General features: G+C 62.5%; 24 protein-coding genes and 1 pseudogene. 6 read left to right on the top strand and 19 right to left on the bottom strand.

Annotation, left to right across the window (positions count from 1 at the left end):
* The first annotated feature begins 206 nt into the window (after positions 1–206).
* Together IVA78_RS20895 and IVA78_RS20890 are read left to right on the top strand one after the other, a co-directional pair.
* Positions 207–869 carry a transglutaminase-like cysteine peptidase gene (locus tag IVA78_RS20895; RefSeq protein WP_346275310.1) on the top strand — a complete coding sequence of 221 codons (663 nt, stop codon included), beginning with the start codon at positions 207–209 and terminating at the stop codon, positions 867–869.
* 851 nt (positions 870–1,720) lie between these two features.
* Entirely contained in the window at positions 1,721–2,056 is a 336-nt protein-coding gene (locus IVA78_RS20890) for a hypothetical protein (RefSeq protein WP_247337316.1), read from the top strand.
* A gap of 201 nt (positions 2,057–2,257) precedes the next feature.
* Here IVA78_RS20890 and IVA78_RS20885 read toward each other — a convergent pair whose 3' ends face one another.
* On the bottom strand, positions 2,258–2,602 hold the full coding sequence (locus tag IVA78_RS20885) for an H-NS histone family protein (RefSeq protein WP_247280405.1): 345 nt from the start codon (positions 2,600–2,602) through the stop codon (positions 2,258–2,260).
* A 951-nt stretch (positions 2,603–3,553) separates the two neighbouring features.
* On the opposite strand from IVA78_RS20885, the gene IVA78_RS20880 reads away from it, so the two are divergent.
* Positions 3,554–4,246 (top strand): response regulator transcription factor, encoded by a 693-nt coding sequence (locus IVA78_RS20880; protein WP_247280406.1) that lies wholly within the window; start codon positions 3,554–3,556, stop codon positions 4,244–4,246.
* A gap of 35 nt (positions 4,247–4,281) precedes the next feature.
* On the opposite strand, the gene IVA78_RS20875 is transcribed toward IVA78_RS20880, so the two are convergent.
* Positions 4,282–4,533, bottom strand: a complete 252-nt coding sequence (locus tag IVA78_RS20875; RefSeq protein ID WP_247280407.1) for a hypothetical protein — start codon at positions 4,531–4,533, stop codon at positions 4,282–4,284.
* Between the two features lie 257 nt (positions 4,534–4,790).
* On the opposite strand from IVA78_RS20875, the pseudogene IVA78_RS20870 reads away from it, so the two are divergent.
* Positions 4,791–5,057 (top strand): annotated as a pseudogene (locus tag IVA78_RS20870) (hypothetical protein); the annotation flags it as partial.
* Between the two features lie 488 nt (positions 5,058–5,545).
* On the opposite strand, the gene IVA78_RS20865 reads toward IVA78_RS20870, so the two are convergent.
* The 16 genes from IVA78_RS20865 to IVA78_RS20790 form a co-directional block, all read right to left on the bottom strand.
* The gene (locus IVA78_RS20865; RefSeq protein ID WP_247337313.1) at positions 5,546–6,337 is read right to left on the bottom strand and encodes a Crp/Fnr family transcriptional regulator; all 792 of its coding nucleotides are present in this window, start codon (positions 6,335–6,337) and stop codon (positions 5,546–5,548) included.
* A gap of 667 nt (positions 6,338–7,004) precedes the next feature.
* A complete protein-coding gene (locus IVA78_RS20860) occupies positions 7,005–8,060 on the bottom strand; it encodes a UDP-glucuronic acid decarboxylase family protein (RefSeq protein WP_247337312.1) in 1,056 nt (351 codons plus the stop codon).
* Positions 8,061–8,071: 11 nt separating this feature from the next.
* Positions 8,072–9,196 carry a glycosyltransferase gene (locus IVA78_RS20855; RefSeq protein ID WP_247467436.1) on the bottom strand — a complete coding sequence of 375 codons (1,125 nt, stop codon included), beginning with the start codon at positions 9,194–9,196 and terminating at the stop codon, positions 8,072–8,074.
* Complete coding sequence (locus IVA78_RS20850) at positions 9,193–10,281, bottom strand: glycosyltransferase (protein WP_247467433.1); 1,089 nt, start codon at positions 10,279–10,281, stop codon at positions 9,193–9,195. The genes IVA78_RS20855 and IVA78_RS20850 overlap by 4 nt, the downstream gene beginning before the upstream one ends.
* Positions 10,278–11,408, bottom strand: coding sequence for a glycosyltransferase (locus tag IVA78_RS20845; RefSeq protein ID WP_247467431.1), 1,131 nt, complete (start codon positions 11,406–11,408; stop codon positions 10,278–10,280). The genes IVA78_RS20850 and IVA78_RS20845 overlap by 4 nt, the downstream gene beginning before the upstream one ends.
* Positions 11,405–12,487: a glycosyltransferase family 4 protein gene (locus IVA78_RS20840; protein ID WP_247467458.1), complete on the bottom strand. Its 1,083-nt coding sequence runs from the start codon at positions 12,485–12,487 to the stop codon at positions 11,405–11,407. Before IVA78_RS20840 ends, IVA78_RS20845 begins: the two co-directional genes overlap by 4 nt.
* A 26-nt stretch (positions 12,488–12,513) precedes the next feature.
* Positions 12,514–13,800 carry a TIGR04295 family B12-binding domain-containing radical SAM protein gene (locus IVA78_RS20835; protein WP_247467428.1) on the bottom strand — a complete coding sequence of 429 codons (1,287 nt, stop codon included), beginning with the start codon at positions 13,798–13,800 and terminating at the stop codon, positions 12,514–12,516.
* Complete coding sequence (locus tag IVA78_RS20830; protein WP_247467424.1) at positions 13,797–14,861, bottom strand: NAD-dependent epimerase/dehydratase family protein; 1,065 nt, start codon at positions 14,859–14,861, stop codon at positions 13,797–13,799. The genes IVA78_RS20835 and IVA78_RS20830 overlap by 4 nt, the downstream gene beginning before the upstream one ends.
* Positions 14,861–15,973 (bottom strand): NAD-dependent epimerase/dehydratase family protein, encoded by a 1,113-nt coding sequence (locus IVA78_RS20825; protein ID WP_247467417.1) that lies wholly within the window; start codon positions 15,971–15,973, stop codon positions 14,861–14,863. Before IVA78_RS20825 ends, IVA78_RS20830 begins: the two co-directional genes overlap by 1 nt.
* 214 nt (positions 15,974–16,187) lie before the next feature.
* Positions 16,188–17,393, bottom strand: coding sequence for a phosphopentomutase (locus IVA78_RS20820; RefSeq protein ID WP_247467414.1), 1,206 nt, complete (start codon positions 17,391–17,393; stop codon positions 16,188–16,190).
* On the bottom strand, positions 17,381–18,334 hold the full coding sequence (locus tag IVA78_RS20815; RefSeq protein WP_247460439.1) for a beta-xylosidase: 954 nt from the start codon (positions 18,332–18,334) through the stop codon (positions 17,381–17,383). Before IVA78_RS20815 ends, IVA78_RS20820 begins: the two co-directional genes overlap by 13 nt.
* Positions 18,331–19,098, bottom strand: coding sequence for a TIGR04290 family methyltransferase (locus tag IVA78_RS20810; protein WP_247460437.1), 768 nt, complete (start codon positions 19,096–19,098; stop codon positions 18,331–18,333). Before IVA78_RS20810 ends, IVA78_RS20815 begins: the two co-directional genes overlap by 4 nt.
* Positions 19,095–19,904: a sugar phosphate nucleotidyltransferase gene (locus IVA78_RS20805; protein WP_247460434.1), complete on the bottom strand. Its 810-nt coding sequence runs from the start codon at positions 19,902–19,904 to the stop codon at positions 19,095–19,097. The genes IVA78_RS20810 and IVA78_RS20805 overlap by 4 nt, the downstream gene beginning before the upstream one ends.
* A 2-nt stretch (positions 19,905–19,906) precedes the next feature.
* Positions 19,907–21,010 (bottom strand): glycosyltransferase, encoded by a 1,104-nt coding sequence (locus IVA78_RS20800; RefSeq protein WP_247280421.1) that lies wholly within the window; start codon positions 21,008–21,010, stop codon positions 19,907–19,909.
* Positions 21,007–21,603: a histidine phosphatase family protein gene (locus IVA78_RS20795; RefSeq protein ID WP_247467411.1), complete on the bottom strand. Its 597-nt coding sequence runs from the start codon at positions 21,601–21,603 to the stop codon at positions 21,007–21,009. Before IVA78_RS20795 ends, IVA78_RS20800 begins: the two co-directional genes overlap by 4 nt.
* Positions 21,603–22,703, bottom strand: coding sequence for an inositol-3-phosphate synthase (locus IVA78_RS20790; RefSeq protein WP_247467409.1), 1,101 nt, complete (start codon positions 22,701–22,703; stop codon positions 21,603–21,605). Before IVA78_RS20790 ends, IVA78_RS20795 begins: the two co-directional genes overlap by 1 nt.
* Positions 22,704–23,028: 325 nt before the next feature.
* Here IVA78_RS20790 and IVA78_RS20785 point away from each other — a divergent pair, with 325 nt between their 5' ends.
* Together IVA78_RS20785 and IVA78_RS20780 are read left to right on the top strand one after the other, a co-directional pair.
* The gene (locus tag IVA78_RS20785; RefSeq protein WP_247280424.1) at positions 23,029–23,316 is read left to right on the top strand and encodes a hypothetical protein; all 288 of its coding nucleotides are present in this window, start codon (positions 23,029–23,031) and stop codon (positions 23,314–23,316) included.
* Positions 23,317–23,330: 14 nt separating this feature from the next.
* Positions 23,331–24,308 carry a hypothetical protein gene (locus IVA78_RS20780; RefSeq protein ID WP_247467406.1) on the top strand — a complete coding sequence of 326 codons (978 nt, stop codon included), beginning with the start codon at positions 23,331–23,333 and terminating at the stop codon, positions 24,306–24,308.
* Here the strand turns inward: IVA78_RS20780 and IVA78_RS20775 are convergent.
* The gene (locus IVA78_RS20775; protein WP_247422344.1) at positions 24,248–25,033 is read right to left on the bottom strand and encodes a Crp/Fnr family transcriptional regulator; all 786 of its coding nucleotides are present in this window, start codon (positions 25,031–25,033) and stop codon (positions 24,248–24,250) included. The genes IVA78_RS20780 and IVA78_RS20775 overlap by 61 nt on opposite strands.
* Positions 25,034–25,349: the final 316 nt, after the last annotated feature.

The following is a 25,349-nucleotide window of genomic DNA, read 5'->3' as shown; positions in this document are numbered from 1 at the left end:
CGCTCCCGGAGAGAAGCAACCGACGCGCATTTGAATCTGCTTGTCCACTGGCAGGCCGAGCGTTTTAGTCCGAGGCGCGATAATCGCGTTATTATTTTCGTTGCTAATTATATATAAATTAAATATATTTAAATTGGCGAATTAATCGCGCAGTTCTGCCCATAGCCTGGCTGCGACTGGATCCGAACCTCAGTAGGGATCGGCAGATGTATCGAGTCTCCGGCTCCGTCTTGGTTATAGCGATCGCCATGATGGCCGGAGGTACTCCATGGGCGGGGGCAGGACGCCTGGCGATACCTACGCCTCCTCAAGCGGCACTAGGGCGCATCGAACTTGGACGGCCCACACTTCCGCCTCTGACGTACACGATGTTCTGCCTGCGCTACGAGGGCGAGTGCCGCTCGCGGCGGGGCTTCCGCGGCGGTCCAGTCCGGCTGACGGAGGAACGGTGGGCGGATCTCTTAGAGGTCAATGGTCTGGTCAACTTGTCCATTGTGCCTGCGCCCAACAATCTCGGCTTAGACGGCGAGGCGTGGAGCATCAATCCCGATCGCGGGGACTGCAATGATTACGCTGTAAGCAAACGTCACGAACTCCTTCAGCGTGGCTGGCCGGCGCGGGCCTTGCTCCTGAGCGAGGTCATCGTCAGTTCTGGAGAGCATCATTTGGTGCTGCTCGTGCGCACCCGGAGCGGCGATCTCGTGCTCGACAATCTTGCTTCAGAGATCAAGCTGTGGTCGCGGGTCCCCTATCGTTGGGTTCGCGTACAAATGCCGAGCAGCAATCAGCTGTGGTCGACGATCGACCGCAAAAGGTATAGATTTGGCCGAGCCAGCACAACGCAATCACCATTTCCTTTCCACGACTAGTAACCTGTCGCGAAAGGCGCGGAGCCTTTCGTCGGGACCGACCAGGAGCCCGATCAGGCACACGGCCGAGTGACCACTACGAACCGCCGTTCGATCGGCCAGTCCCATCGAGCGCCGGTTTGAGTGTGAGCTCGGTCGAGGCTTCGGGCAGGAGGAGCGGGGGCGGCAAGCACCTCGAAGTCTCCCGGTATGGCGTTTGCCGGGAGGACTTGGGTCATATTGAAGGGGAAATTCATCTCAACGTTGCTCTTGTTCCAAGCTCCGAACAGCGAGCTTGATCGCGTCTGTCGACCTGCCCGCTGGCGTCGTTCCGGCTTCCAGCCCATAGCTCGTTCGCGACCGGTCGCGGTGAGATCTGGAGGTCCGCCCACCAAGGCGTCTTGTTACCATTGCGGTGCAGGTCTTCATCTTGACGATGCGTACGGTGAATTCGTCGCTGACCTTGCGGGCGAACTTGACGCGGCTAGCGTCGGACGGAAGCTGTTTGCAGACCAGGAAGGCCTGAGCGCGAAGGAAGAGCGATCGGCCTTGCTGTGCTTGCGCGATTCTGGGCGAAGGCGAGTCCAGCCTCAGCGCTCAAACCGGGTGGACGCTTTTCGCACCGGCCTGCCAAGGTTCAAGAGGAGGACTATTCTCGGTTGGCCATGAGTCTGAGCGGCAGCTTTTTTGACTTTGATCTGATTGGCGGCTGCGGGGCGCCGCCTCCTGAAGCGAGTTCTTCAGTCGCAGGCGGCCGAAACCAGGAGACCCGCGCCGGTACCGCCGAGCTGCGCGTCCTAAGCTGCGTAGGGGCCCTACGTTCCGGGCTTCTTCAAACCGCCGCGCATGGCCGAGAAGTTTAAGGTGGTGGGATGAAGGGTCTCTCCGGCCCGCCGACGGTGAACCTTGCCGCGGCCGATCTCAATTTCCTCGTCTTCCTCGGCGATCGCCGCCAGATCCAACAACGTCCCAGCCTTGCCGGTCTCGAGCAGGTAGCCGCTGAGATCGTTGAGGTGAACGCGTTGCATGACGACGGTGATGACGCCCTGTCGTCTAACCGCGACCTGAGCGTGTTGGAGAACCACAGGTTGATGGCGTCCGGCTTTTGCGGATCATCGATAATGAAAATATCGCCGCCTGGGCGCTGGCCGCATCGTTTGGTCCAGGAAGGATGCAATTCGGCGATTGTCATCTCGCCGGGCGCTTGAAGGAATTCGCGGTGTTTGATGTTGCCGCGACCGACTGTCTATTTGATCGAGACGTTGTACGGAGGATCCGCAAAACACCATCGCTACTTGTTCTCCGACCCTCAGCGCGGGCTAGATCGGCTTCAACGCGAGCGTCGCCACACAAACCGCCGTGAAACCGCGCGGGGTCGTCGGCGCGCGACGATAGCGCGGCGGCGCGCCTCAGCCGGTCCGGCGGCGCCTTTGCGCGGACGAGCGATCGATCAGGAGATCGTTTAGCTTCTTGCCGGCTCGAAGCTGCGCTTTCAGCCATCGGGGCTGCTTACCGCGACCAGACCAAGTTTCGGACGGATTCTTCGGGTTCCGGTATTTCGGCAGCACCGGCGGGTAGGGGCGGCGCGAACGTTCCTGGGTCTGAGTCGGACCGGCGGTCCCCTCAATCTTACGAAGCCGCTGTTCGAGCTTGGCTTTTTCCGCAGTCATCCTGCGACTGAGGACGGTCGTGACCTCATCGTAAAGCCGCCACAGCTCGGCTGTGGTCATGTTTGCCCAGTCGTCCTTCTCCATGGAAGCTGTCCCCAACTACTTCCGAACCGAAACAGGAGGGGGATTATCAGGTCAAGCCGGGGTCGGGCAAGCGCGATCCGGGCGCGCGGCGGCGCCTGTGTGCAACGCGGTACCTGGTGCTACCGATTGGGACCGTGCCTCCGACCGAGCGGTCGCTTCCCTGGCGCCCTCCGCCCGTGGGCTCGTCGCCTGGGCGCAAGCAATCGCTGCTCGGCCTTCAACACGCGACTACGTAGGTTCTGCAATTCGGTGAATTGAACGATTAGGGCCTGATGTGTTTGACGCAAAATAGCGGAAGAATACATGTGACCACCTACTCATGCCAACGATGACCGCGCGACCGCTCATTGAAGTTGCTGAATTGACGAAATCAGCTCCAATTTGGGGACCGGGTTTTCATCGGTGCTACAGGGGCTGCGATCAAACGCAGCCATATTTTGTCTTTGATTGCCAATCCTCGCTTTGATGAATAGTAATACTTTTTTGCCCTCCCTCCGGAAAGCGAGGCTTTTCGAATGGCCTCGCTTCAGTGAAACTTCGTCGAATGTTAGATTTGAATCGTGAATGACCCTATATATCGTTCGTAATAACCGGCCCTAGCGAAGTTCGATGGATGTTGACCATAATGACAACGCAACCGATCGGGTGCGCCGATGACACTCTTCGAGAGAACTTGTAGATCGAATCTACCAATCGTTGTGGAAAGAATGGCGCTTTCGTCGAGGAATTCGCGGTTTTTAACTTTCCGTGGAGCACCGCATTCTTACGGTGCTGCACGCATTCTCTGAGCGAGTTACGCTAGCGCGGCCATCGAGCGTTGCTGCTTCGTGCTGTCTCAAACCTAAGCCGTGCGACTTTATGGCCGAGCTGATGGGTCATGCCTCGCGCATCTCAAAGGAGATGCCGGATTAAACGGCTGCACGGGGGTTGTTAGCAACAGGCAAGGGAAGCATGCGCCGCATCAGAGTTGTCATCGCGGATCGACACCCGATCGTCTTACAGGGAATCAGGAGCGTTCTTGCGACGCAGCGTGATTTTACGATCGTTGCGTCGTGCAGCGATGGTGCAAGCTGTCTTGAGGCAATCCGATTTCTTGTGCCGGACATCACGCTTGTCGATGCTGCACTGCCCGATGTCAGCCGACAGCAGATCCTCGCTCTTGCAAACACGGTAGGCCCAGGTGTCCCGATAATCTTCTTCGCGGGTATCGCGGGCGACAGTGAGCTACAGAGGCTGGCCTTGGACGGCGCCTGCATCATCCTCCCGAAGGACGCGAATCCGGAGATGCTGGTCGCAACCCTGCGGAAGGCTGCCCAAGGCGTAGCAGCAGGCTTGTCGAGCACCGGGAACGGCAACCAGGAGCCCCGTGCTGGTGAGAAGAGGCCGCTGACACAACTGACGGGCCGTGAGCGCCAGATCATGCGGCTCGTGTCGGAGGGGCTATCGAATAAGGAGATTGGGCGTCGCTTGAATATTGCCGACGGTACGATCAAAGTCCACCTTCATCACATCTTCCAGAAGCTGGATGTCAGCAATCGTACAGTTCTCGCGGCATTGGCGATTTCGCGAAACGAGCTGCATACAGCGCCACGTGAGCCGGATCCCCCGGATCTGTTGCGTCAGGATCCGGCCAGCGTGAAGTGACGAGGACGTCTGCCGTGCTCGTGCGCGGGGGCGCGCTATGGTGGCGCCAGATGCTCAATCATATTGCGGCAAGCCCCTTCGGCCTCGGCTAATGTTCCAAAGGGCGAGCCGCCAATCTTGATTGCGGCTTGGTTCTTGTGGAGCGGACGCCAACTCGCCAAGTAGCCGGAGCGTCCGTGAAAGCCCGAACCTCCAGGGCTTTCAAAACTGATCACGAACGAGAAGCCGTGGCTGCTCGCGCTCCAGATCTCCATGTCCCGGACGGACCGGTGGAATTGCAGTGGCATCGCAATGATCCATTGCAGCCGAACTCGCGCTCGGCCAGTTAAACACAAATTAACTATATTAAATGCTGAGGCGCAACTCAATTCGCGCAGCAAGCCGCAATGCGCGGGCGCGCCGAGAGGAAAACACGGAATTTGGAGCCGTTCTGTCGGAGCGACGCACGTTCAGTAACTCCCGCCGGGCAAGGAACATTCCCTGGTTGAAAGCGTATTTAATATATAATAAGGTATTTAAAATTTTAAATCGAGGAGAGCGCGTCGTGACCCGGGATGGTAATGAAGATGACGACCGGCGGGCGTTTTTGAAAACCTGCGGAAGATTTGCAGCCGTGACGCCCCCCGTCATGACCCTGCTTCTGTCCACTTCCCTGACCTCAAAAGCCATTGCAAGGTCAGGCGGCCTGCACGCGGAGAGGCAGAACGACAGGGGCCAGTCGTTCTTCGACAACGATCGGTCGTCCGCGGCGGGGCCGGGGAACTCGAGCGGAGGGTCATCTGGGGGCGGTGGAGCAGCTGGCGGTGGCCCTGCTCGATCATCTCGTGCCGGAGGGACAACCGGCGGTGGCGGCGGTAGCGGCGGGTCCGGTGGTGGCGGAGCCGATGGCAAAGGGCCGTTCGCGACCGGCGGTAGCTCTGGAACTCCAAGCGCGGATGGCGGGGTCGATTGCGCCGACGAAGAGAACAAGGAAAAGCGCAAGGCCGATTGCCCCAGGGCTGATGCTCGGATCTCGAGCGCAATCGAATCCAGCCGGTAGGAGTCTTCTTAGCCCATGCATGAGCGCTATGGGTCGCCGTACGGCCAGCAATGCCCGGGCCTTTGCTCCGGCATGCTGGAAAGTGTGGCCGAAAGCGCACCTGAGCAATCTATGGTCGGCTTCGGTCGAGGGCGCGGCCCCTAAGCTGCCAATTTTCTGAGCTCGCTTCCGCGCAGGAGTGGGCGTTTGTAACGACAGACCCGCGCACTTTTGCCGAATTGCGAAGCTACACGCGACTGGTTCGCGAAAGTGAACCGGCTCTACGAGCCTGTCCCGGCTACTCGGCTACCGGGCGAATGGGAGGCCCGCCGCGCTGGCGCCCCATGAACGAGTCCGACCGCGCCCTGCGAAACTATCCGATCGATTTTGCGGCTCATGACCTTGTAGCACTCGCATGCCACGGCTTCGAGCCGCGGCCGATCAATCTCGAGCTGGCCGCGCCGATTGGATTTCAGAGCTCTTGAGGCGCGCATTGTGCTTACGACATGTGTGACGGTGGTGCGGCGGACGCCCAGCAATTCCGATAATGTTTCCTGGGTCAGCGGGAGGAGATCGCCTCCATTCGCCCGGTCGTGAATGTGAAGCAGCCAGCGCGCCAGGCGGGCTTCGACGGAATGCAGTGCATTGCAGGCGGCCACGTGCTGAAGCTGCGTCAACAACGATCTCGTGAAGACCTGCACCATGGATGTGATTGGAGGGCTGCGATGTTGCGCTGCCAGAAATTGCACCGCCGAGATCTGCAGCGCGAACCCTGGTATGCGAACGACTGCCGTCGCGGGCGAATTGGATGCGCCGAGCGCTGACGTCAGGCCCACAGCCCCCTCGTGGCCGATGATCGCTGTGGCAACTGTCTGGCCGTTCGGCAGCGCCATGATAGCGGCGATCGCGCCGCTCAGGGGGAAGAGGAGATGTTCGACCCGGTCGCCCGATCGGGCCAGCACGGAATCGCGCTCGATCTCGACTTTCCGCAAATGAGGCGCAAGCAAAGCAAAATCTGCTGGCGGCAACGCTGCTAACAACCGATTACCAACTCTGGTCGCGTGGTCCATCATGGGATTGGTCCCCGACGGATGCTCGGCCTAGGACTCATGCCGGTTTGTCGAGCTGCTCTGCAGAGTGACAGCTCAACGGCAAGCCAACCGGCCGCCACAGATATGGTTCCTATGATGGATGGTGAGCATGCGCAGGACCCACAGCCGCACGCTGTAGCGGAGATCCTATGCCTCTGGCTTCAGCTGGCGCTCGGCAAGGCCGCCGCGGACATCACAACCGATCGCATCAAACTTTGTCGCGAGCAGGCTGCGCGAGGGCAGAAGAGTGTCCTCGCCAGGGAACGCTCTCCGAACGAGCTCTTCGACCACGATTAGAGAAGCGCAAGACGCCTGCAAACGCGCTCTGAATCACTCAGTGACAGTATCGAACTGCTTCAGGAAAGTTTTCTGACCGATCGGACCAACACTGGTGGAAAGACGGCCATGAATGCGCGGCGATGCCCATATTCTGCCAGACGATCCCCGGGACGCGATCGGCAAGTCATTGATGGTCTTCAACCGGTTGCTATCTCTTAATCAGCGGGTCCCAGGTTCGAGCCCTGGTGCGCCCACCATTCCATGGCTTCGCCTCCCAGCTCGGCTGAGCCGCGTGGATAATTGACTTTGATCGGCTGAGCGGATGTCCGCTTCTCAACTGGGATCCGATCCAACGAGAAGCGCGTTGATCTTAATCCGCAATCTTGAGCATGCCGCGCGTCGGACCTCTCTTTCGCCGTGCAAGAGCCGGCACCAGCGTCGGTGACTCATCCGCGACGCGCAACGCGAAATAGGCGATCGTCGCCTGAAGACCGTCCTTCAGCGCTACGCGCGGACGCCATCCCAGAAGTTGCGCGGCGGTGTCGATGACCGGCTTGCGACGCTTCGGATCGTCCTTCGGCAGCGCCACGAAGCGGAGTGGGGAGGCCGACTCCGTGTACGTCAGGACCTCCCGGGCTATGGCCTCGATCGTGACCTCGTGCGGATTGCCGAGGTTGCAGGGGCCGGTTACCGAGGCCGGGCTTTCCATCAGCAGCTGAAGGCCCCGCACCAGATCGTCGACGAAGCAGAAACTCCTTGTCTGCGTGCCGCCGCCATAGATCGTGATCGGCTCGCCGCGCAGCGCCTGCACGATGAAATTGGAGACGACACGGCCATCGTTCTCCAGCATGCGCGGGCCATAGGTGTTGAAGATGCGCGCGACCTTAATCTCGGTTCCGTGCGTGCGGTGGTAGTCGAACATCAGCGTCTCGGCGGCGCGTTTGCCCTCGTCGTAGCAGGCCCGCGGCCCGATCGGGTTGACGTTGCCAAGATAGCATTCCGGCTGTGGATGCACCTCCGGATCGCCGTATACTTCGCTCGTCGAGGCCTGCAGGACGCGGGCGCCCTTGCGGCGGGCGAGCTCGAGCAAATTGATGGTGCCGAGCACGCATGTCTTCATCGTGCCGACCGGATCCTTCTGGTAATGCCGGGGTGAGGCGGGGCAGGCGAGACTGTAGACCCGGTCGATCTCGTCGTCGATCTCGATCTCCTCGCGCACATCATGCTCGATGAAGCGAAAGTTCGGATGGTTCAGCAGCGGCCTGATATTGTCGATTGTGCCCGTGAACAGGTTGTCGAGGCAGATCACCCTGTTGCCGCGTTGCAGAAGCGAATCGCAGAGATGAGAGCCGATGAAGCCGGCGCCGCCGGCGATGAGCACTGTCGGCGAGCGACGGAGCGTGGGAATTCGGGTCTGGAGTGTCATGGCAAGCTCCCTCAGAGTTCGGCGACTTGAACCGGTCGGCCAGCCGGTAGCCGCGCCGATTTACGGCGGCGGCGCGCGGTTGCTTCGGCGCAGTAGACCTCCAACTGGCGGGCTCGATGGTCGGAGGTGTGATCGGTCAGAACGCGGCGGCGCGCGCTCTCGGCGATAGTGCGTCGACGTTCCTCGGGCATGTCGCGCAGGATCTCGATGACGTCGCGCGCCGTTGAGGCCAGCAAGATTTCCCGCGACGGCTCGAAGATGGTCTCGATCCCCGGCCATCGGTCGGAAATCACGGGCGTGCCGCAGGCGGCAGCTTCGAACAGCCGAACGCTCGGCGAGAAGCCCAGCGCGCGCATGTCGGCGCGGGTCGCATTCAGGGCGAACCGCTGCTCCGCGTAAAACATCGGGTGCTGCTTTGGCGCGAGGTGCTCGATCCGCATGACATTGTCGGGCCAGGCGATATGTTCAGGATATTGCGCGCCCGCGACGGCGAATTGCTCGGACGGCAGCATCCGCGCCGGGGACAACAGCAATTGTTCAAGGACGGGCTGCCGGTCCTCGCTATAAGTCCCGAGGTAGCCCAGCGCCCATTTCGTCTGGGCCTGTTGCGGCACGTAGGCGTCCGCGTCGGCGCTGCAATAGAGAACCCGTGCCATCGGGCTGCCGTAACGCGCCTCGATCATGTCGGGCACCGGGCCACCGGCGAACGATAGATAGAGGTCGAAACGCGGGATCATCGCAGCGGAGAGATAGTCGAGGCCCCGGTCGAGTCTCGCCAGCGTCACCGGCGTGTCGATGTCGTAGAAGGCGGTGATCCCTCGCGCCTGGCTCGTGATCCATTCGGAGATGGCGATACCGTCGGGCACATAGGAGCCGATGATGACGAGGTCGGCGTCCCGGATCAGCTTTCCGAAGCGGCGAGGGACATCCTTCAGTGATTGATAGAGCTCGACAGTCCATGACGACGGCTTGGTGAGATCGCGATGCTCGCGATACCAGGCGACGTCGCGCTCCAGGAAGGTGACATGGTGGCCTCGTCGCGCGAGGGCCTCGATCAGGGCGCGATAGGTCGTGGCGTGACCATTGCCCCATGATGACGTGACCGAAAGACCGACGACGACGATGCTAAGGTTCATTCTGCTGCCTCGATGTGCGAGCTGCTTCCGACGAAGAGATCGTTGAATTGGCGGGCGCGATGCCGGTAGGTGTGTTGGCTGAGAATGTGCGCGCGGGCTCGGCTGGCGATCGCGGCGGCCCGATCAGGGCTGAGGGCGCCGAGATGGCCGGCAATCTCGGCTCCATTCGCGGCCACCAGCACTTCGCGATCCGGCTCGAGGAAATGGTCGATGCCGATCCAATGATCGGTGATCAAGCAGGCGCCTGCGCCGATCGCCTCGAACACCCGCGTCGGCGGCGAGAATCCGTAGCGCGCCATGCTGTCGCGATTGACGTTGAGCGTGGCAAGGCCGGAGCCGAAGAATGCGTTGTGCTCGCCGGTGCCGACATGCCCGACCTTTCGGAGGTTGCCGGACGTATCCTTGGTCTCCCAGCCGGAGCCGCCGAGAACGAACGTCTTGTCCGGCAACTGGCGCGCGATGTCGAGGAAGAAGTGCTCGACGCGCCGCTCGCGATCAGGCAGGCGATTTGCCAGCAGGCTGAGATCGCAGATGAAGTCCGGCTTGGGCGGCGATGGAAAATGCGTTTCGGGGTCGAGGGCGTTGTAGATCGGAACGCAGTCTCGCGCACCAATAGCGCGGTAGGCCGATACGACGCCATCGCCGCCGCCGTAGGTCAAGACCATGTCGTAGGATGGAATCGCACGGCGCAGATGATGCTCCGGATCGTTTGCCATCGCTTCGAGCGTGGCGGGAGCATCGACATCCCAGTAGATGCGCATGGTTCGGGAGGGTAAGGCAGCAACGGCGGTCTCCAGCTCCTGATCGAAGACGCCGACGCCGCTGGCCTTGATCAGCATGTCGGCCGATCGCGCCGCCGCATCGAGCGAGCCGCGCCAGCCGTCGGCGGTCGCGGGGTACACAACGACCCTGGCCCAGTCGGGGTCGTCGATGTCGCGGTGGGCCTGCCGCTCGAAGGCGTCAGGCTCGAAGAAGATGACGTCGTGTCCGAGCGCCGCAATCTGCTTGAGCATGCCGCGATAATAGGTGGCGGCGCCGTTCCAGTAAGACGAGACAAGGCTGGATCCGAAGAAGCAGATCTTCATGCGGAGGCTCCGATGTAACGCAGCGGCTGTGACGAGCTATCGGAGGCACGAATGGCCTCCACGATGCCCACAAGCTGTTGTGCGCGGTGACGGCAGGTATGGCGCTCCTGAATGGTCCGAAGGCCGGTCTCCACCATCGCGGAAGACAGCTCCCGATCGTCGAGAACGGCGCCGAGCGCGCGCTTCATCTCCGCGCCATCGGCCGCCTGGAGATAAGCGCCGTCCGGAAACAGGCTTTCCGCATCGGACCACGGCGCCGAAAGCAGAGGAATGCCGCAGGCGAGGGCCTCGAACACACGGATGGTAGGGATGCCCGGAAGCGACCGTACATAGGGCCCGCGCGGGACATGAATGGTCGCGCGCGCGCCGGCGAATGCCACCGGAGCCCAATGCGCAGGCAGCCAGCCGCCGTGGCGGATACCTGTGGCCCGGATGGCCTGGAGGGCGGCATCCGAGTAACGCACGCCATAGACACTCGCGCGCAAATTCAGCTCGGCAACAGGCTCGACCAGGAATTCGTTGAGCTCAGTGCTGCGTTCGCCGTCGCCCCAATTGCCGATCCAGACCAGATCGTCGGTAGGTTCGACATTCGGCAGCGGGTGGTACAAGGCGACATCGGCGGCTTCGTGCCAAGTATAGGCCCGGTCGGCCCAGCCGAGCTTCACGTAGATCTGGCGAAGCACCTCGCCGAAGGCGAGCACGCCGTCGAATGCATCGAGGTCAAATTGTGCAAGTTCGTCCGGCGCTGTAATCGCACGATGGTGGGTATCGTGGAACAATAATGTGAAGGGAGCGCCGTGCGCGCGCCTGTGCCCGATCTGCTCGATCACATCGGGCGAGTTCCATTCGTGCACGACGACGAGATCGGCGCCATCGAGCGCTTCGTCGAAATCGAGCGAGGCATCATAGCGACGAATGGAAATGCCTGGGAAGAGCTGTCCGATGTCTTGCAGGACCTCGCTGCCGCTCTCGCGGATGGCATTCAACCGACTCCAGCCGTCGATCGGCTCGAAAACGACGACCTCGTGACCAAGCGCATGCAGCTCGCGGGCGTAGCCGCGCAGGAAATGAGCGTTGCCATTGTTCCAGCAGGAGGTGAATGCGTGGTAGAACAGGACGCATTTCATGCGCGCACCTCGATCTGGCCGGCTTGAGGCGTCGTGCGGTTGGCAGCGAGTAGCCCTTCGTAGAGCTTCAGATAAGCGCCGGTCGTGCGCGACAGCGAATAGGTCAGGGAACGCTCGTAGGCGGCGCGTTGCAGCCGTGCTCTTCCGAGATCGTCCGCACAAAGTTCTGCGAGAGCTCGGTGCAACGCCTGGCTATCGCAGGGATCGAAAAACAGCGCGGCTCCGCTCCACAATTCCCGGAACGTCGGGATGTGCGACAGCACGAGCGCGCAGCCGGCGGCGGCTGCCTCCAAAACGGAGAGGCCGAACGGCTCATAAAGTGCTGGGCTTGCAAAGATCGCCGCGTGCTGGAGATGTCCGCGCAAGTCGCTGTGCGGCAATTGCCCAAGCCAAGTGACCCCCACGGACGGATCTGCTTCAGCGGGTCCTGCGACCTGAACCGGCCAATCCAGATCCGGTGCAGCCGCAGCCAATACTCCGATGTTCTTGGCATGATCCCACAGCCGGCCGGCCGCGAAGATCAACTCCTGCTTTCGAGTTGAGAGGTCCCCAGCAGCAATCCCGTTCCAGATCACGGCGCCGGCAGACCGTGGCCGATAGATCTCCATGATGTCATCGTGGAATGACCGGCTCGGGCAGACCCAAGCCTGCGTGCTGTTGAGCGCCGCGGCCACCCTTTCCGTATAACGCGCCCAACGGGGCTCGCCGAGCCAAGCCGTATCCCGACAGGCCAGCGCCCATGAGTTGACGCAGGAGTGCGCCACGAGAACGGTTGGCGCACGCCACGACAGGGTTGCCTCCCGGAAACTGTTGAGGTGGACGATGTCCGGCCTGAACCGTGCTTCGAGCCCTAAAAGGACACGCCTGGCATTGCGGAGGTCACGCCCTTCCGGGTCCTGCCATTCCAAAGCGAGGTCGGTTTCGATGAGGCGGACCCCCGAGCCGTGCAGCATCTCGCGCTGGTCGGCGCGCGCGGATGGACCCATCGTCGCCAGCGTCACGTGGGCGCCCGCGGCGGCAAGGCTCGAGGCGAGTGAGCAGGAATAGGTCCACACGCCGCCCACAATGTCGGTCGTCATCAGGATCCTGATGTCGGAACCGCGGCTCATGGCGCCACCGGATGTTCGAGGGCGTCAAGCGGGACCGGCCGATCGTTCTGCACGTCGCTGAACTGGTCGAACATTTCGAGATAGTGCCGATGCGCGCGCTCCCAGGCGAAATCGTCGGCCTCGCCCCACAGCTTTCGGTAGTCCGGCGAGCCGGGATAGGGATAGAGCGGGACCGGGTCGTTCGCCCAGATACCGGCATCCTGCATCTTGCGGCGCCAGCGCTGCACTACGGGATCGTCGTCCTCGGGGACCTCGATCAGATTGGCCTGCACGAAGGGGACGTAGCGTCGGGCTTCGACCAGGCGGTCGGCGAGCTGGTCGGTGGTCATCTTGCAGTTCTTGGCGAGTGCCGCGCGGCCCTCGACGGTGAGACTTTCGATGCCAGCCTCGATCGAGACGCAGCCTGCGCGACCCAGCAAGGCGAGCATGTCCGGCTTCCAGAGATCGATGCGGGTCTGGACACCGAATTTGAGGCCGCGCGTACTCAGCCCTTCCAGAAGTTCTGGGTTAGGAAGGAAGATTTCGTCGATGAAGTAGACATATTCGACGCCTTGGCCGCGCAGCCGATCAATCTCGTCGAGAATGATCGAGGGCGGCCGTTTGCGGTAGGCGTTGCGGAAATTCTCCTTGGCGCAGAACGTGCAATTGTAGGGGCATCCGCGCGACGCCTCGACCTCCGCGCCGGGGCCCACCGGTTCGGCCTCGAAGCGATGATGGTGGTGACGATGCCGCCGGATCATCTCGTCCGGCCAGTCGAGCGCTGGCTGATCCTTGAAGTCGACCGCCTGCGGGCCGCCATTGACCCGGACCGTGGCGCCGTCCGCCAAGCACAGGCCGGGGAAGTCCCGCTCCCCGTTGGCCAACCGCAGCAAAGATGCTTCGCATTCACCCATGACGATTATGTCGACCGCGAGCTTCTTCAGGGCCGCCCGCGGCGTGGTCGAGCCGTGCGGCCCAACGGCAACCAAGACCGGTGCAAGATCCCGTACCGCCAGTGCAAGCTCCTGCGGAACGCGCAGCTCCGGCGGTGCGCAGCGCCAGAACAGGTAGGTCGGTGCCGTCGTGATGACGATCAGGTCAGGCTCGAAGGCGCGCAGCTCAGCCTCGACGTCCCCGAATGACAGATCGAACATGTGCGCATCGAGCAGCAGCGTCCGGTGCCCGGCCGCTTTCAAATAATGCTCGGCGATCCCGAGCTCGAGCGGTAGGTGGGGGGACCGGCAGCCGAAATAGATGCTGCCGCCAAAATCCCAGTTCGGATTGATCAGGGCGACGCGCGTCATGCGAGAGCCTCGCGGTTGCCCCGAGTTGTTCCGAAGCGGCTGTCCAGCCAGGCATGAAGCGAGCGAAGGCCCTCGGCGACCGAGACCTGCGGTGCCCATCCGAGGGCGGTAGACAGCGCACGGGTGTCGGTGACGTACCAAGGCTGATCGCCCGGACGCCAATCGGCAAAGCGGTATGTGACCTGGTGGCCGGTCAGTTCGGCAATGTGGTCGATCAATTCCCGGAGGCTGACCGCATTGGCTGGTCCGCCGCCGAGATTGAACACGCGTCCACGCGCTAGCGAGATTCGGTCGAGTACTGCGAGCCAGGCAGAGGCTGCATCCGACACATGCAGCGCGTCGCGGACCTGATAACCATCGCCGTAGATCGTCAGTGGTTTGCCGCGGATCGCGCTCAGCAGGAAATGTGCGATCCAGCCCTGGTCCTCGGTGCCGAACTGGCGCGGCCCATAGATGCAGCTCATGCGCATCACCACGGTCTGGAGCCCGTAAACCCGCGCATAGTCGTGGACGTACTGATCCGCCGTCCCCTTGGAACAGCCATAGGGGCTGTAGAAATCGAGCGCAGCGTTCTCGGAGATGCCTTCGGCCAGCAAGTCGCTGGTGGGCGTATAACGGCGGCCGGTGAGTGCGATCTCGCTGTCCTCGATCAGGCGGCCATAGACCTTGTTGGTGGAGGCGAACACGACCGGAGCGGTGCTGTTGTGCAGCCGAACCGCTTCAAGCACGTTCAGGGTGCCGCGCGCGTTGATCTCGAAATCGGCGGCGGGATCGCTCACGCTGCCCGTGACGGCGACCTGAGCCGCCAAATGCAGCACCGCGCGGGCCTCACGCACGGCATCGATCACCGGGATCGGCTCACGAATGTCGGCCACCGCGATGGTGATGAGGTCGCGATGCCTGGATTTCAGCCATTGCGCGTTCTCGCGCACGCCGGCGCGGGCCAGGTTGTCCAGCACCAATACGCGCTCGCCGCGCTCCGCCAGCCGGTCGGCAAGATTGCAACCGATGAAGCCGCAGCCGCCTGTGATCAGAACCGGCCTATTGTCTCGCTCATTCATCACGCAACCAATCCTCGTTGCAGCAGCTCCTGGGTCGCCCGCTCGGCCTGGTCGTCGGCGATCTGGTCTGCGAGATATTCCGCGAGCTCCTCCAGGCCGTCCCTGAAAGCCACATGCGGCTCGAAGCCGAGAAGGTCGCGCGATTTGCCGATATCTGCGAAGCAGTGCCTGATGTCGCCGGCGCGGTATTTCCGCGTGATCTCGGGCGCGATGTCGCTCCTGCCCATGACCCCGGCGAGGTCCTCGGCGACCGACAGGATGGTCCGGCTTTGGCCCGAGCCCACGTTGAAGACGTCCTGCGTCTGCTCCACTTGCAGCGCGATGCGGCAGGCGCGGGCGACGTCGTGCACGTGAACAAAATCGCGCCGTTGCTCGCCGTCCTCGAAAACAAGCGGCGGCCGACCGTTGAGGAGCCGCGCGGCGAAGATCGCGAGTACGCCGGTATAGGGATTTGACAGGGCCTGACGGGGACCGAACACGTTGAAGAAGCGCAGCGCCAGGGTCGGGATGCCGTAAGCCTTGCCTGTGATCAGGCACATGCGCTCCTGCGCAAACTTGTTCAATGCGTAGACCGAGCTCAGTGATGGCAGCTTGCTCTCCGGGGTCGCCACGGGGACGAGTGGGTGACCCGCACTGTCGCGCAACTCCCATTCCCCTCTGCGCAGCTGCTCGATCGGCCGTTCGTCGCAGGCGACGACGCTTTGATCGGGCCTGCGATAGAGGCCCTCGCCGTAGATGCTCATGGAGGAGGCGACCACCAGCCGTTCGACTGGGCGCCTCGACAGCGCCTGGAGCAGCACCGCTGTGCCGAGCTCGTTGGTCCGCACAAAAGGCTCGATGTCGTACATGCTCTGGCCGACGCCGACGGCGGAAGCGAGATGCACGACCATGTCGGCCCCGCGCAGGGCATGTTCGACCGCAACGCTGTCAGTGACGTCGCCAACGACGAGCTCGGCCTCATCGGCGAGATAGGACGGGCGCTGGCGGTTGCCGCCGTGGACCTGCGGCGAAAGATTGTCGAGCAGCCGGACCTCATAACCGGCAGCGAGCAGCATGTCGGTTGCATGCGAGCCGATGAATCCCGCGCCTCCAGTGATTAATACCCGCGTCATGCACCACTCCGTGCCGCCGTAAGATCGATCCCTTGGGGAAATCGACCGATGATGGGAGCTGAAGCGCGCCTTACTGTCTGGTCGGACGACCTGCACGCCAGTCACGTTTGGAGTCAGAAGCGATGCAAGGAATGTTCGTTCCTCGAAATTGTACAAACGAATATTTCTCTAACCTGGATCAATAACCTAGGTGAATCCCCAGCCCTGCTGCCCGCTAGAAGTGCGCGCCGTGCAGCGGTTCCGGCAGGTCCAGATGCCTTGCTGCGGTGGCGCCGATATCGGCAAAGCCGGCACGCCAGCCGATCGGAGCAGATGATTGCGTCGTCCGGGCCAGGATCGGCACCTGTTCGCGGGTGTGGTCGGTGCCCCTCCAGGTCGGATCGCAGCCATGGTCTGCGGTGATGATCAGAAGATCGTCGCTCCGCAGACGTGACAGTAGCTCGGGAAGACGGTCATCGAAGACTTCGAGTGCCGCGGCATAGCCCGCGACGTCGCGGCGATGGCCGTAGAGGGTGTCGAAGTCGATGAAGTTGGCGAACAGCAATCCTCCATCCGCAAGGCTGGCCAGCCCCTTGAGCGAGGCGTCGAACAACCCGTCATTGCCGTCGCCGCGCATGTTTCGCCCGGTTGCCCGATGAGCGAAGATGTCGTCGATCTTGCCGATCGTCACGATGTCACGGCCGGCGCTTTCAGCGAGATCTAAGATGGTTCGCCCGGGCGGCGGCACCGAATAGTCGCGCCGGTGTACGGTGCGCTTGAAGTCGCTCGCATTTGTGCCGACGAATGGCCGGGCAATGACGCGGCCGATGTTGAGGGGATCGATCAGTCGCCTTGCGATCGCGCAAATCTCATACAGACGTTCGAGCCCGAAGGTCTCCTCATGCGCTGCGATCTGGAACACGCTGTCGGCTGAGGTGTAGCAGATCGGCATTCCCGTTCGCATGTGGCGCTCGCCGAACTCGGCGATGATCTCCGTGCCGGAGGCGTGACAATCCCCGAGGATGCCGGGCAATCCGGCTTGCTCGCAGAAGGCCTTAGTCAGATCCCCGGGGAAGCAGGGCATCGTTCGAGGGAAATAGCCCCATTCGAACGGTACGGGCACTCCGGAGATCTCCCAATGACCTGACGGGGTGTCCTTGCCTTTCGAGATCTCGGTCGCGCACCCAAATTGCCGGTGCTCGACCCGACCGTCCAGCCCCGGCGGCACGCGCCCGGTGGCGAGGCGGCAGGCTTGGCCGAGGCCGAGCGCGACGAGATTGGGAAGCCGGAGCGGACCCTCGCGGGCGGCGCTGTCGGCGCGACCGGCCATGCAGGCTTCAGCGATGTGGCCGACAGTGTCGGCGCCATCGTCACCATAGCGAGCGGCATCCGGCGCGCCGCCGATGCCGACGGAGTCCATCACCAGGATCAGGGCACGCATGTCGGTTCCCTGATAGGGGGATTGGCGGACGTTGCGGAGGATGCAACACCCGTCTTCGTGCAGTAGCGATCGACCATCGATGCGCAGAAATCGGCAAATTCATTGACGTCGAGTGGCGGGCTGGTGTGATGCGGCTCGATGCCCCGATGCTCGGGTGTGAAGCAGAACGTCACCGTGACCTGAAATTCCGCCAGCGCCCCCATCTGGCGGTCGAACCATGCGAGCGCATTAGGACGGAAGCTGTCGGCCCATGAAAGACCTGTCCTGAGATGGGTCACGCCGAGACGGCGCATCCAGTGCACGGCGTCGTCGAGGCGATGATCCTCGAAGTGGAACCACTGGCACAGACCCATTGCAGGCGCATAGATGCCAAACTGGTCGGCCGCCGCCTTTGGCGTGCCGTCCTCGCGCAGCAGGCCCATGTGGAAATGCCTGTAATACGAGGAGCCTTCGGCTTCCTTGTGCCGTGTCGTTGCTTCCCAGGCGGAGGGAAGGTCGTAGAGGCTGTACCAATGGATGCGCGGGGCACGGCCGATCAGGAGTTCGGCTGTGCGCGACAGGCCCCAGGCTTGCACCTCTTCGGCGCCGAACGAGGAGACGCCGACCTCCGTCACCCAGACAGGCAGGGTGGTGACCGCCTTGATCTCCTCGATCTTGGCCGGCCAGTCGCCGATCTGCCACAGATTCCAGTCGAGCGGAAAGCCATGCACGGCGACTGCATCGAAATTGTCGAGCACGCCGCGGCTCTGCATGTTGCGCATGAAGGACGGATCAATCGGCGAGATGCCGCCGAGCACGATTGGCAATGCCGGCCGTGCACTGCGGATCGATTTGCCGGCAGCAATGGCCAAGTTCGCGAACATCGCCCAATCCGGATCGATCAGGAGATTCCAATGCGACTTGTTGTTCGGCTCGTTCCAGATCTTGGCAGCCTCGATCATCGGCTTGTGCTCCGGCAAGGATAGACGGGTCCATCGGCCTGGGGGCGCTCCGTTCGCTCGCAGAGATAGACCTCCTCTTCGGGATGCGCAGTGATGGCAAAGCCGGCGCTGCGCAGCATGGCCTCGACGCAGGCCCGGTTCGGGACCCACCAATTGGTGGGGTCGTCGGCGTATTTGTGCTCGATGAAGTGCAGTTTGGGATAGCCGGCGGAATCGAACTGGTCGGTGGTCCAGAAATCGTAGTTCTTCTCGATCGCGTCGACGTGACTGTCGCCGCGCTGCATCGACTGGAACAGGAGGAGGTCCTTGGCGACGTGCTCGTGGATGAGATCCAGCGCCAGAAGCGGATGGCGCAGGTGGTAGAGCACGCCCATGAAGATCACCAGATCGAACTTCTCGCGGAGCTGCCCGACATCATAGGCCGACATCTTGCGGAATTCGATCCTGAGGCCTTTCACTTCGGCGGCAAAGCGCGCCTGCGCCAGGTACTCCTCGTCGGTGTCTAGTCCAAGCACGCGCTCGGCGCCCCGCTGCTTCATCTCCATGGCGTAAAAGCCGGCGTTGCAGCCGATATCGAGCACGGTCTTGCCTTCGAGGCGGTCCGGAATGATTCCGGAAAATCGCCGCCATTTCACGCTGGGATAGTCGCCAAGGAAGTGGGCGGGGGCGGTCGGCACGCCGTTCAGGTCGAGATTGTGAAACCACGGCCCGAGCGCATCGACGCGCTTGCGAATTTCCTCGCGCGTAAGTAGCGCTCTCGTCATGCAGTCGCTCCGTTGTCCATCGCGGGGATCGGTCGAGCTCCATCCGACGAGGTGCCGACCCGCAACCTCGACCGGCCGTCAGCGCCGGCGCTGTCCGCGAGAAGAGCCATAGCCTTGCGATAGCCGTCGACGGTTCCGACATCGACATAGGACTCCCCCGCCTTGATCCCGATGCCGACGCCGCCTGCCTGGAGGTAGGCATTGACCAAAGTCCCAAAATATTCGTCTCGCCGGTCTCGCGCGTTCCAGAGCGCATGCAATTCGCGGAAGCCGGTGGCCGACATCCTGAAAGCGCCCCAGATCCACCGCGAAGTTGGGGTCGGCTGCTTGACTTGGATCTCCCGCACGCTGTCTCCCTCGACCACGACGGCGTCGAAGAATTCCGGGCGCTCGACTGGGAAGAGGAGGAAGGAGAGGTCGGCATCGGGCAGAGCCTGCAAGGCGGCCTTTGGAAACCACACGGTATCGGGCAGGCCGACGACGACGTGCTCGTCATGTCCGACCACGGTGCCGGCCCGGAAGACGGCGTCGCATAAGCCGGATGCGTCGGGCTGGACCACATAGGCGAGCTGAGCGCTGCCGTAGTGATCGCCGAAATATTCCAGAATGTCGGATTTGCCCGGCGAAATGACGAAGCAGATCTTGTCCGCTCCGCCGAGGATGAGGCGCTCCAGGAGATACTCGGAGACCGCGCAGGGGCGCTCCGTGCCGTCGTCGCGCCGGCTGCCGACGGGCAGCAGCTCCTTGGAGAACGCCAGCGGTTGGATGCGGCTGCCGCGGCCCGCGGCCGGAACGATGCCCCACATGGTCAGGCCTCCTCGGATTGCTGGCGATGCGTGCCGCTGGACGCCGCCTGCTCGAGCAGCGACACCAGCTCGCGCGCGCGTTTGTCGGATGTGTGCTGATCCAATGTCCGTTCATAGGCGCATCTAGCGATGGATTGGAGCTCGGCGCTCGGCATCGCCAACGCCGCCAATGTGTCCTGCGCGTCGCGGGCGATCAGGATCTCCCTGCCAGGCGCGAAGAACTCTTCGATACCCGGCCAGTCGTCGCTCAGGAGCGGGACGCCACAGGCAGCCGCCTCGAACAGACGGCCGGAGGGGCACCAGCCCATCTCCGCCATGGCTCTGCGTGTGACGTTGAGGGTCAAGCGGGAGGACGCAAAGAAAGGCGCATGCTCCGATGGCGGCAGATGCCGCACGAAGTAGATGTTGGGCGACCATGGGAAGTCGTCAGGATATTGCGCCCCGCCGATCAGGAAGCGCAGGTCCTGCCGCGCGCGTGCCGGTTCGACGAACAGCGCTTCAAGTCCGCGCTGGCGGTCTTCGGAATAGGTGCCGAGATAAGAGAGATCTGCGCGGTAGTGCGGTCGGGGCGGCACCGGGCGATGAATATCGACATCGACGTGGCCGTATAGGGGGCGAATGTCGCGGGCGCCGAGCCGGTCGCGGAATTCGTGGGCAACGCGGGGCCCGCCGGTGAAGCTGAGGACGAGCGCGAAATCCCGTAGGCCCCGTGGGCTGATATAAGGAACGGATCCACCCTCCATGAGCCGCGCCAGCGTGATCGGGGTATCCAGATCATAGAAGACGGGAACGGCGCGTCTTTCCGACATGATCAGGTCGGTCGCCGCGATCGCGTCGGGACAATAAGACGTGACGATCGCGACATCGGCATCCCCGACGTCGCCGCGGGCGAGGGAGCGGGTCTCGTCCCAAGTCGAAAACAACCGCAGCTGGCCGCCCGGCAACTCATTGAAGTCGCGGGCGCCGGCGTAATAGGGCACATCGCGCTCGTAGAAGACGACGGTATGGCCGAGGTGTGCCAGATGCTTGCAGAGGCCGCGCCACAGGGTCGCGTGGCCGTTGCCCCAGGAGGAGGAGATGGTCAGCCCGAAAATGACGATCTTCACGCCGGCACCCGCTGATTGATCCCGGTAATCCTGAACCCGCGGCTGTCCACGCTGAGAGTGGAGATGCTGGATGGGTCGATTTCGATCGAGAGAAAGTCGTCAAGCCGCATGCGCGCGTAATGCAAGAGCGCAGCACGGATCGGCTCGGCATGACTGACGGCAATGACGGTGCCCGCAGAATGATCGTTGCGCAGCTGCTCCAGATGGCCGACGACGCGATTCTGGAGCGACCGCATGCTCTCGCCCCCGGGTGGGCGGCTAGCCCCGCGCCGCCTGTTCCAGCGCGACCATTGCGGGTCCTGACGGAGTTCCTCGAAGGACCGGCCGCTCCATTCGCCATAGTCGAGCTCGTCGAGAGCGGGGACGATCTCGATCGGCAGTCCGAAGTGCGCCGCCAGAATGGAGGCTGATTGCATGCAGCGCCGCTGCGGGCTCGACTGGATCAAGGCTGGCCACGGGCTGATCGTGATTGCACAGCGCGCCATTTCCTCGCAGCCGATGTCGTCGAGCGTGACGCCATTCATCCGGCCGCATAGCGTGCGGCCGAGCAAAGCATGGTGACCGTGACGCACGAGATGAATGATCCTCGCCATCAGGAATACACCTTGTCCTCGATGAAGGCGCGCGTTCGCCGTCCGGCCTCCTCGTCGGTGAACTGCTGCGGCGGCGATTTCATGAAATAGCTGGAGGGGCCGGTCAGGGCGCCGCCCTGACCGCGATCCATGGCAAGTTTTGCGCAGCGGACCGCGTCAATCACGACGCCCGCGGAGTTCGGGGAGTCCCACACTTCGAGCTTGACTTCGGCACTCAGCGGCACGCCGCCGAATGTCGTGCCTTCGAGCCGGATGAAAGCGAGCTTGCGATCGGTCAGCCAGGGCACGTGATCGCTCGGCCCGACATGGATGTTGTCGGGATCGATCGGAACGTCGAACTGGCTGGTGACCGCCTGAGTCTTGGAGATCTTCTTCGAGGTCAGCCGCTCTCGTTCGAGCATATTCTTGAAATCGGTATTGCCGCCGACGTTGAGCTGGTAGGTGCGGTCCAGCCGCACGCCGCGATCGCGAAACAAATTGGCGAGCACGCGGTGCAGGATGGTTGCGCCGACCTGGCTCTTGATGTCATCGCCGATGATCGGAAGGCCTGCATTCTCGAACCGCTGCCGCCAGTCCGGATTGGAGGCGATGAAAACGGGGATGCAATTAACATAGCCGCAGCCGGCTTCGATGGCGCGCGCTGCGTACCATTCACTTGCGCGTTGCGAGCCGACGGGCAAGTAGGACACCAGCACGTCGGTCCGTGACATCGCCAGGACCTCCGAAACATCGGCCTCCGGGACGTCGGCGACCGGAACATCATCTTCAAGATAGTGCCCGATGCCATCCATCACCGGGCCGCGATGAACGATCACGCCGGTCTGTTCGACATCGGAGAATCGATGCGTGTTGTTCGGCTTGGCAAAGATGGCGTCGGCGACATCGTGCCCGACCTTGCCGGCGTTGACGTCGAAAGCTGACGCGATCTGGAGGTCGCTGACGTGATACCCGCCGAGATCGACGTTCATCAGGCCGGGCACAGGCTCGTTCGATTTGGCGTTTCGGTAGTAGGTGAGCCCCTGGACGAAGGAGCTTGCGCAATTGCCGACGCCGACGATGCCGACGCGCACGCGGCGCCTGTCCTGAAGACGGGAATGCATGACTAAAACCTCCGGGAAGACGATGGCGTCAGCGTAAGTAGATCGGCGAACGTGTCGGAAGGTATGTTCGTTCCTGTGCTGGAGCCGCCGAGCCCGCGTGCGGATCGATTCAGGGCAACAAAAATGCAGCGCGCTTAACTTGGGATAAGATCCGCAGCCGGATCAACGGAACGAAGATCATCCTGAATGAAGATGAAGAAGATGATGCTGTTGTCTCGCGTCGGCCCGGCGCGCGTGAAGAACAAATCCTGCCGGCCCGCGTTTCATCGCAAATGGCCTCGACGATGGCCGTGTCATTGCCGGGCCTGCACAAGCGAGGTGCCACATGACGTCCAAGACGCAGAACAACGAAGCCCAGCAGACCACCGATCACGCCGCGATCCGCAAATGGATCGAAGAGCGCGGTGGGCAGCCGGCGACGGTCAAGGCGACCGAAGAAGATGGACACGCCGGCATCCTGCGCATCGATTTCGATCCGCCGGATGAGGGGCTGGACCGCATCGGCTGGGATGAGTTCTTCGAGAAGTTCGATGAGGCCGGCATTGCCTTCCTGCACCAGGACCGGACCAAGGACGGAAAGCTGAGCCGCTTCCACAAATTCGTCCGTCGCTAGCCGGATCTCGGGACGTGACGAACGGCTGGGTGGAGGCCATGCGAGCAGGCGATTTTGCGCGTGCCTGGGCCATCAATGACGAAGATCTCGCGACGTCTGGGTACCCGCCCAAGCATACCGGTCCGCGTCACCTTCAGCGAATCTGGCGGGGGGAGTCGCTTGCGAACAAGCACGTGCTCGTGCGGTGCTATCACGGGCTCGGCGACACGATCCAGTTCCTGCGTTTCATGCAACCTCTTCGCGGCATAGCGCGCAGTGTCACGGTCTGGTGTCAGCCCGAACTGTTGCCGCTGGTCGAGCGCATGGCAGGTGTCGATTGCACGCTTGCGCTCCATTCGGGCACGCCTGAAGCTGACTTTGAGGTGGACGTCGAAATCATGGAGGTGCCGCACGCGCTCAAGGTGGGGAGAGAGGAGATCGAGATGAGCGCGCCATATTTGACGCTGCCGCCGAGAAGCATGCCTGTGTCACTCGACTGCGAAGGTCTGGCCGTCGGCCTCGTCTGGGAGGTCGGCCAATGGGATAAGCGGCGCGCTATTCTCCCCGCATTGTTGCGACGTCTCGCCGTTCCTGGCGTAGCGCTTCATTCGCTCCAGAGAGAGGCGGCGACCGAAGAGCTCGCGCAGATCGGCGCTCGCGACATCAGCACGCCCGATATCGCGGCTCTCGGTCGTCTTCTCTGTCAGCTCGATCTCGTCATTTGCGTTGACACCATGGTCGCACACCTCGCGGGAGCACTCGGATGCGAAGCCTGGGTGCTGCTGCACGCCGATTGCGACTGGCGCTGGCCTTCATCCGGGTGCCGTACGTTTTGGTATCCGAGCCTGCGCCTGTTTCGTCAAAAGACAGCCGGCGATTGGGGTGCTGTCATTCTGGAAGTGCGCAGAGCCTTACAGGAGCGCGTGAGGTGTGAGCAGAAGGTTACACAATATCATCTGGCCGACGCGACGGCACCTTTGGTCAATTCCAGTTGCACTGGTCGGCGGCCTTGATCAGGTGGCCGGATGCCTAGATACGCGGGATCGAAGCCTGCCAGCCGGACCAGTCCGGGCCAGTCGGAGATCATCAAGGTCTTGCCGTGCCAGTGCAGCAGGTTGCAGCGGCGCAACTCCCGGATGGTGCGATTGACATGGACTGGGGAGATGCTGCAGGCCGCCGCGAGGTCGGATTGGGTGAACGGCGAAGCCAATCTGAAGTCCTTTGCGAGCCCGACATTCTGCAGGCGTGTCGTGATCTCGCAGAGCAGGTGCGCTACACGCGTCAAGGCGTCCCGGCTGCCGAGGTTTACGGCCCAGTTGCGCTGTCTGGCGTGGTCGCCAAGCAGCATCAGCAGGAGGGTACGCGACATCGCGGGCGAGCGCGCCGATAGTTCGCGAAAGAAGCGATGCGGCACCAGCGCGACCACGGCTGGTCCGAGCGCAATGAGGTTGCCATTGATGCGGGGCTGATAGAGGGTCTGGAGGTCAGCGATGTCGCCGGGGACCGAGATCGATGTGATCTGCCCGTCTGCGGCCTGGGCGTCCTGCCAGGACAGGTAGCCCTGGAGCAGCAGACAGCATTGATGGCTGTCATCGCCGTGGCGCAGGATAGCCTGATGTGAACTGAAGTGCGCGATCGTGCTCGGCATTTCTGCCAGCAGATCGAGGTCGTCGGCGGTCACGTCACCGATACTCGCCAGGTGATCGGCAAGCTTGGAAAAGGCAAATCCCGTCTGCATCGGTCATCCGATCGCCCGCCGCCTACCGCAACTCTGACCCAAATGGCAAAGGGCAGGCATTAACCTGTGATACGCTCCCTCGACCAGGGTATGATCGATTGGTGCGAGTCGACGTTCGCCAGTCTTCAATGTTCCTGTGAAATGAAGTCAGGGAAAGCGGCAGTCGTCCGCACTTCGAGGCGTCTGCAATCTTCGCGGGCACTATTGCGTAGCGTGAGGTCTTTCCGCGGGAGGCGGTCCCCCTGTTCGACACCGACACGATGGCGACAAGGGACAGACCTCTCTCGGCGGTCCTCCGGAAGGCCGGTTCCAGGGC

It is taken from the genome of Bradyrhizobium sp. 137, assembly GCF_023074095.1.
Lineage (GTDB): Bacteria > Pseudomonadota > Alphaproteobacteria > Rhizobiales > Xanthobacteraceae > Bradyrhizobium.
Note: the sequence above shows the minus strand (reverse complement) of the source record. Positions and strands in the feature narration are given on the sequence as shown.

Coding starts and splice junctions, on each gene's coding strand:
- IVA78_RS20810 (WP_247460437.1), bottom strand. CDS start 19,098: ATGACGAGAGCGCTACTTACGCGCGAGGAAATTCGCAAGCGCGTCGAT.
- IVA78_RS20885 (WP_247280405.1), bottom strand. CDS start 2,602: ATGGAGAAGGACGACTGGGCAAACATGACCACAGCCGAGCTGTGGCGG.
- IVA78_RS20865 (WP_247337313.1), bottom strand. CDS start 6,337: ATGATGGACCACGCGACCAGAGTTGGTAATCGGTTGTTAGCAGCGTTG.
- IVA78_RS20850 (WP_247467433.1), bottom strand. CDS start 10,281: ATGAAGATCTGCTTCTTCGGATCCAGCCTTGTCTCGTCTTACTGGAAC.
- IVA78_RS20880 (WP_247280406.1), top strand. CDS start 3,554: ATGCGCCGCATCAGAGTTGTCATCGCGGATCGACACCCGATCGTCTTA.
- IVA78_RS20840 (WP_247467458.1), bottom strand. CDS start 12,487: ATGACGACCGACATTGTGGGCGGCGTGTGGACCTATTCCTGCTCACTC.
- IVA78_RS20785 (WP_247280424.1), top strand. CDS start 23,029: ATGACGTCCAAGACGCAGAACAACGAAGCCCAGCAGACCACCGATCAC.
- IVA78_RS20860 (WP_247337312.1), bottom strand. CDS start 8,060: ATGACACTCCAGACCCGAATTCCCACGCTCCGTCGCTCGCCGACAGTG.
- IVA78_RS20855 (WP_247467436.1), bottom strand. CDS start 9,196: ATGAACCTTAGCATCGTCGTCGTCGGTCTTTCGGTCACGTCATCATGG.
- IVA78_RS20795 (WP_247467411.1), bottom strand. CDS start 21,603: ATGGCGAGGATCATTCATCTCGTGCGTCACGGTCACCATGCTTTGCTC.
- IVA78_RS20815 (WP_247460439.1), bottom strand. CDS start 18,334: ATGATCGAGGCTGCCAAGATCTGGAACGAGCCGAACAACAAGTCGCAT.
- IVA78_RS20805 (WP_247460434.1), bottom strand. CDS start 19,904: ATGTGGGGCATCGTTCCGGCCGCGGGCCGCGGCAGCCGCATCCAACCG.
- IVA78_RS20825 (WP_247467417.1), bottom strand. CDS start 15,973: ATGACGCGGGTATTAATCACTGGAGGCGCGGGATTCATCGGCTCGCAT.
- IVA78_RS20775 (WP_247422344.1), bottom strand. CDS start 25,033: ATGCAGACGGGATTTGCCTTTTCCAAGCTTGCCGATCACCTGGCGAGT.
- IVA78_RS20875 (WP_247280407.1), bottom strand. CDS start 4,533: ATGCCACTGCAATTCCACCGGTCCGTCCGGGACATGGAGATCTGGAGC.
- IVA78_RS20890 (WP_247337316.1), top strand. CDS start 1,721: ATGAAGGGTCTCTCCGGCCCGCCGACGGTGAACCTTGCCGCGGCCGAT.
- IVA78_RS20830 (WP_247467424.1), bottom strand. CDS start 14,861: ATGAATGAGCGAGACAATAGGCCGGTTCTGATCACAGGCGGCTGCGGC.
- IVA78_RS20790 (WP_247467409.1), bottom strand. CDS start 22,703: ATGCATTCCCGTCTTCAGGACAGGCGCCGCGTGCGCGTCGGCATCGTC.
- IVA78_RS20820 (WP_247467414.1), bottom strand. CDS start 17,393: ATGCGTGCCCTGATCCTGGTGATGGACTCCGTCGGCATCGGCGGCGCG.
- IVA78_RS20835 (WP_247467428.1), bottom strand. CDS start 13,800: ATGACGCGCGTCGCCCTGATCAATCCGAACTGGGATTTTGGCGGCAGC.
- IVA78_RS20895 (WP_346275310.1), top strand. CDS start 207: ATGTATCGAGTCTCCGGCTCCGTCTTGGTTATAGCGATCGCCATGATG.
- IVA78_RS20845 (WP_247467431.1), bottom strand. CDS start 11,408: ATGAAATGCGTCCTGTTCTACCACGCATTCACCTCCTGCTGGAACAAT.